At 55.4% G+C, this 6,000-nt stretch carries 5 protein-coding genes; all 5 read left to right on the top strand.

Features of this window, described 5'->3' with window-relative positions:
- Positions 1-367: 367 nt before the first annotated feature.
- The gene (locus BLL36_RS29105; protein ID WP_076955037.1) at positions 368-1,690 is read left to right on the top strand and encodes a glycine cleavage T C-terminal barrel domain-containing protein; all 1,323 of its coding nucleotides are present in this window, start codon (positions 368-370) and stop codon (positions 1,688-1,690) included.
- Positions 1,691-1,784: 94 nt separating this feature from the next.
- On the top strand, positions 1,785-3,251 hold the full coding sequence (locus BLL36_RS29110; protein ID WP_076955038.1) for an aldehyde dehydrogenase family protein: 1,467 nt from the start codon (positions 1,785-1,787) through the stop codon (positions 3,249-3,251).
- Positions 3,248-4,240, top strand: coding sequence for an amidohydrolase family protein (locus BLL36_RS29115; RefSeq protein ID WP_076955039.1), 993 nt, complete (start codon positions 3,248-3,250; stop codon positions 4,238-4,240). Before BLL36_RS29110 ends, BLL36_RS29115 begins: the two co-directional genes overlap by 4 nt.
- 125 nt (positions 4,241-4,365) lie before the next feature.
- Positions 4,366-5,271: a bifunctional methylenetetrahydrofolate dehydrogenase/methenyltetrahydrofolate cyclohydrolase FolD gene (gene folD, locus BLL36_RS29120; RefSeq protein ID WP_197678431.1), complete on the top strand. Its 906-nt coding sequence runs from the start codon at positions 4,366-4,368 to the stop codon at positions 5,269-5,271.
- 65 nt (positions 5,272-5,336) lie between these two features.
- On the top strand, positions 5,337-6,000 hold a 664-nt coding region (locus tag BLL36_RS29125; RefSeq protein WP_076955041.1), incomplete at its 3' end, for a formyltetrahydrofolate deformylase.

The raw sequence follows: 6,000 nt of genomic DNA on the forward strand, positions 1-6,000 counted from the left end.
ATCGGCGTTACTTACGCCGTTCGTAACCTATTTGGGTGATCGCGTTTCCAGGTTGCGTTTGGTCTTATTGTCCTTAGGTCCCTTGATACATAAGGGTTGACGAGAGTGGATAAGGACTACGCCCAGCAAACAGCCAAAAGCATAGCCACCCAAGCCGGTATCACAGCAGCTAAACCTGCCCATAACCGGGTCTCGCACCGTTTGCGCATAGCGTTATGTGAAGGGTTTATTTCATAACCCGGTATTACACAAAAACAATAATCAGGGCGCTGCCCGCCCACAGTCAGACCATCGAACCAGAACGCTCCCGAACGCCAGAATGGCGCGAGGACGACGCTGGACCGATGAATTTTAAGGAGCCTATGAAATGACAGATGCAAAGCAGTTTCGCGCGTTCCGTGGACGCAACCCAAGTCAGTTCAGCAAGCGAGACGGTCCGCTCGAGTACACCGGTTGGCAGGACGAAAACTGGGGATGGAAGAATACCGCCTACCTTGGCGACTGGTCATACGTCCCTACCGTCAGGATCAAAGGCCCCGATGCACTCAAGCTGTTTTCCGATACCTCAATCAACAGCTTTGAAAATTTCCCGATTGGCAAGGCCAAGCACTGCGTGCAATGCGATGAAAGCGGGAAAGTAGTCAATGAAGGTGTTCTGGTTCGTTACGCTGAGGATGAATTTCAGTTCGACGCTACTACCCCTCAGTGGGCGTACTTCAAAATGAAGACCGGTGGCTATAACGCCACCGCAACGTTTCCAAGCACACACAAATTGCAGATTTCAGGGCCGCGCGCCTTGGAGATCGTCGAAGAGCTCGCGAACGAATCTGTCGCTGACGTGGCTTTTATGGCGACAAAAAAACTGACCATTTGCGGCAGGACCGTGTACGCCCTGAGACAAGGTATGGGCGGCGACATTGGCTTCGAACTGCACGGCCCGATCGAGCAAAAGCAGAAGATCGAGGCTGCGATCCTTGAAGTCGGCGCGAAATACGGTATCCGTCAACGCGGTTGGCGCTGGATGCAGATTAACCATCTGGAGTCCTACTTCCCCACTTCGACCATCCATTATCTGTCTCCACTCGTGGGCGATGGACACCAGGATTACAAAACGTTCATGGATGAGAACTTGCCTCCAGAATGGGTTGGCACGTGGCTGGAAGGTCCTATGCGCTATGCATGGAACCCCACGTTTACCGGCAGCTGGGATGGAGAAAAAATCGAGGAACTCATGCGCAGCCCCGTCGAGCTGGGCTGGGGTCGCTATATCAAATTTGATCACAAGTTCCTTGGCGAAGAGGCGTTACGCAAAGAGCTGGAGGCACCTAAAAGAATCGGGGTCACACTTGAATTCAACAGTGAAGACATGATCCGGATATACAGCTCGCTGTTCGAAGAAGGTGCCTCTTACCATTTGTTCGAGATGCCTCACTCGCCTTACTCGTTCAACTGGGTGGACAAGATTGTGATGGATGGCAGGGAGATCGGGCACTCCGTTTACCCTGGCTATAGCCCCACCTTCAAAAAGGCGCTGGCCATTGCGTTCATTGACATTGAGTTCAGCACCCCAGGCACAGAGGTCAAGGTCCTGTGGGGGAATCCGGATGAGGCTCAGACTGAACTCCGAGCGATCGTGCGCAGTGTCCCTTACAAGTCCGACGAAAGCCGTCGCAAGCCACTCTCCAAATAGCCAATTCATTATTATTTTTTGAAGATATGTTCATTTAAAGGCCGCGGCTTTTTTGTGCTGATGCCGCCAACCACATTTATACTCAGGAGCGACGATGACAACTTTAACGCCACAGCCAATCCCCGTTCGGAACCCGCGCACGGGAGAGTTCGATTTCGAAATCCAACCCCCCTCGACAATCGAGCTGGATGCTATATGTGTCAGCGTGCGCAAAGCACAAGTCCAGTGGGACGCAGCCGGGGTTGAACACCGAGCACGGGTTCTGCTGGCGTGGGCTGATGCAATGGAGGCACGCAAAAGCGAGCTGATCGCTGCAGAGCAGCTTGATACCGGTCGCTTCAAAATTGCCGAAATGATGGTCGGCGCCACGATTGGAAATATCCGCAGTTGGGCCGCGAGGGCCCCCAAGCTACTTGAGGCCGAACATCGCGAAGGTATGTCGTCGGCCTGGGGCAACGTGGCCTTCGAGTCGCAGCTACGACCTTTTTCGTTGCTGGGTGTGATCAGCCCATGGAACCAGCCGATCTTTCTGGCAACAGTCGATGCTATCCCGGCACTGCTAGCCGGTTGCAGTGTCGTCGTGAAATGCAGTGAGTACGCGCCACGATTCTCGGCGCCACTGATGGACGCGGTGCGGGCAGTCCCTGAACTGGCAGACGTATTCACCTTCATCCAAGGCGCCGGGGAAACCGGGCAGGCGCTCATTGAGCGTGCCGACGCCATCTGCTTTACAGGTAGCGTCCCCACCGGTCGGAAGGTCGCCGAAGCTTGTGCCCGTCGATTCATTCCAAGCTATCTGGAGCTTGGCGGCAAAGACGCCGTCATCGTCACGCAAACTGCTGATCTGGAGCGTGCAGTCCAGGGTGTACTGCGCGGGGGCGTTTACGCAACCGGTCAGGTGTGCCACGCGATTGAGCGTGTCTATGTTCAGCGCAATCTATACCCGTCTTTCGTGAATCGCCTGGTCGATGCCGCCTCAGCGATCAAACTGGCGTATCCGGGAGATGCTAATGGGCATATCGGTCCTTTCATCATGGCGAAGCAGGCTGAAATCGCTGACGCACAACTGGACGACGCAGTCGCCAAGGGCGCTCGAATCCTCATCGGCGGAAAAAGCGAAAAGCGTGGCGGCGGCATCTATATGCCCGCCACCGTTCTGGTGGATGTGAACCACGACATGGACATCATGGTCGAGGAGACATTCGCGCCCGTCATCCCGGTCATGCCATATGATGAGGAAGCCGACGCTGTGCTTCTGGCCAATGATTCAAAATTTGGTCTGTCCGGCGCAGTGATCGCTGGCACTGTCGATGAGGCTCGACGCATCGGCCGCCAGATCGATGCTGGTGGTATCAGCCTGCAGGACACGACCCTCACCGGTGCGATTATCAATGATGCAGAAAAGAGTTCTTTCAAGCTCTCCGGCCTTGGGGAATCGCGCATGGGACCAAGCGCCATCATGCGCTACTTCCGTCGCAAGGTGCTGATGACCAATACGACTGAACCGGTACTGATGTCGTCATGGGCGGAATCCAAGTTCTCCGACGGAGATGTTGCATGACACCGGCATCCAGAAAGCCAGCAGGCCTGATCGACGTCCACCACCATATACTGCCGCCCGATTACGTGGCAGCAGTGGGAGCCGATTATATCGGTTCCCAAGGTTCCTCCGGTCGCCTCCCGAAATGGAATCTGGAGGAATCGCTGGAGCTTATGGATGAGGCTGGAATTGCTGCGGCTATCGTGTCGATCAGCTCACCGGGTGTGGGGTCGCTGGCTTATGATTCGGCGTTGGCCGTTGCACGCAAAGCCAACGAGTTTGCGGCCAACATGACAACGCTGCACCCCACCCGCTTCGGAATGTTCGCCACGATTCCATTACGCGGCGACGATCATGCCGCGAAGTCAGTCGACGCTTCGATCGAGGAAGTGCGCTTTGCATTGGATGAGCTGGATGCGGACGGTATTTGCCTGCTCTCCAACTACCACGGCAAGTATTTGGGTGACGCATTATTCGCCCCTTTGCACGAATACCTCGAACATCGCGGCGCTGTCGTTTTTGTGCACCCCACTCTGCCGAGCACCAGGCTCGACATTTCGGGCCTGTCGCAATCCATGCTTGAGTTTCCGTTCGAGACGACCCGCACGATTACGACCTTGCTGGTAGAAGGCGTCATCGCATCCACACCCAGTGTCCGATGGATTTTTTCCCACGCCGGTGGCGCGCTTCCCTATCTAGTCGGTCGGCTCGAGGTGTTGCTTCGAAACGATAAACGATTGAGCGATCAACTGGGGGGAGACCTCTATGACCTAGTGAAAGGTTTGTACTTTGACATGGCACTTTCTGTTGATGCGGCTCATATGAAGTCACTGCTTTCGGTCGTACCGCCCAACCATGTGCTGTTTGGATCGGACTACCCTTTCGGCCCCCCGGACCAGATGTCCGATACCACAAGGCGCCTGAAACACCTGGAGGGTTTAGAGGGTGTAAGAGCCGCCCTGACAGCTCAATCAGATAATTCGCTTTTCCGACGCTTCCACGCTCAATAACTAACGAAGTTTCCAGTTGGATCTTGCATGTATGGGTCATACAGGTTGTCGGACGGACGCGCCTGAAAAACCCGTTTTTTACTTGTTGTATACGCCGACGCCCGTCGCGCGCTGAACGGAGAATAATGATGGCTGCCAGAATCATTGACGGAAAAGCCTTCGCTGCAGATGTGCGGGGAAGTGTCGCCCAACATGTTATGAAGTTGAAAAAAGAGCATGACCTGACGCCCGGGCTCGCGGTTGTACTGGTGGGAGAAGATGCAGCCTCAGAGGTCTATGTCCGCAACAAGGCCAAGCAGACCCTCGAAGTGGGAATGAACTCCTACGAGCATAAGCTGCCCGCTGATACCACCGAGGAAACGTTGCTGGCCTTGATCGATCGACTCAACACTGACCCAGCGGTACACGGCATTCTTGTGCAGTTGCCATTACCCAGGCATCTGGACGCGAACCTTGTCATCACCGCGATCCATCCGGCCAAGGACGTCGATGGCTTCCACATATCGAATGTGGGGCTTCTGGCTAGCGGGCAGAAAGCATTGGTGCCCTGCACTCCGTTTGGATGCCTGATGCTGCTACGAAATGAAATTGGGGATCTGCGCGGCAAAACGGCAACGGTGATCGGGCGCTCGAACATTGTCGGTAAGCCCATGGCGCAACTTCTGCTGGGTGCTGATTGCTCGGTGACCGTCGTGCATCGCTGGTCCAGCAACATCGCCGAGCTGGTGCGTGCTTCCGACATTGTCGTGGCCGCCGTCGGCCAGCCTGGTTTGATTCAGGCCGACTGGGTTAAGCCGGGCGCTGTCGTCATTGACGTTGGTATCAACCGAGTGCCCGCCCCGGATAAAGGTGAATACGCAACAAAACTGGTAGGTGATGTCCAGTTCGATGAAGTCCAAAAAATCGCGGGAGCCATTACTCCAGTCCCTGGCGGCGTTGGCCCGATGACGATCGCCTGTTTGCTGGCCAACACAGTGACCGCGTGTTGTCGAGCGAACGGACTGCCTGAGCCGACGGGTCTGACCGTATAGAAAAACAACTCAACTCCGCTCCCGCCTTCGGGCGGGAAGTAAGTGCTGTTCGACAGGAAATAAGAATGAACAAATACTTCCTCAACGTAGCCTGCCCTTCCACCCGGGGCATTGTCGCTGCTATCTCGGGTTTCCTGACAGTGAACGGATGCAACATTACCGATAGCACTCAGTTTGATGACGTGGAGACTGGCAACTTCTTTATGCGTGTGAGCATCACTTCCGAGGAAGGCGTCGACATCCTGACGCTGACCAAGGGGTTCGCACCGATCGCCAACGACTTTGATATGACCTACGCCTTCCACGATGAGGCCACAAAGATGAAAGTGCTCATCATGGTCTCGCGCTACGGCCACTGCCTGAACGATTTGCTTTACCGGTGGCGTGTGGGTGCTTTGCCGATCGATATCGTCGCCGTCATCTCGAACCACATGGACTTCCAGAAGCTGGTGGTCAACCACGACATTCCCTTCCACTGCATCAAGGTGACGAAGGAGAACAAGCCCGAGGCCGAAGCGCAGATCATGCGCATCGTGGCCGAGACCGAGACGGAGCTCGTGGTGCTGGCTCGCTACATGCAGATTCTCTCCGACGAGATGTGCCAGAAGATGGCCGGGCGGATCATCAATATCCACCACTCCTTCTTGCCATCCTTTAAGGGCGCCAACCCTTACAAACAGGCACATTCGCGCGGCGTAAAACTGATCGGTGCGACCTCGCACTATGTCA

Origin of the sequence: Pseudomonas cedrina subsp. cedrina (assembly GCF_001983175.1) — a bacterium.
Lineage (GTDB): Bacteria > Pseudomonadota > Gammaproteobacteria > Pseudomonadales > Pseudomonadaceae > Aquipseudomonas > Aquipseudomonas cedrina.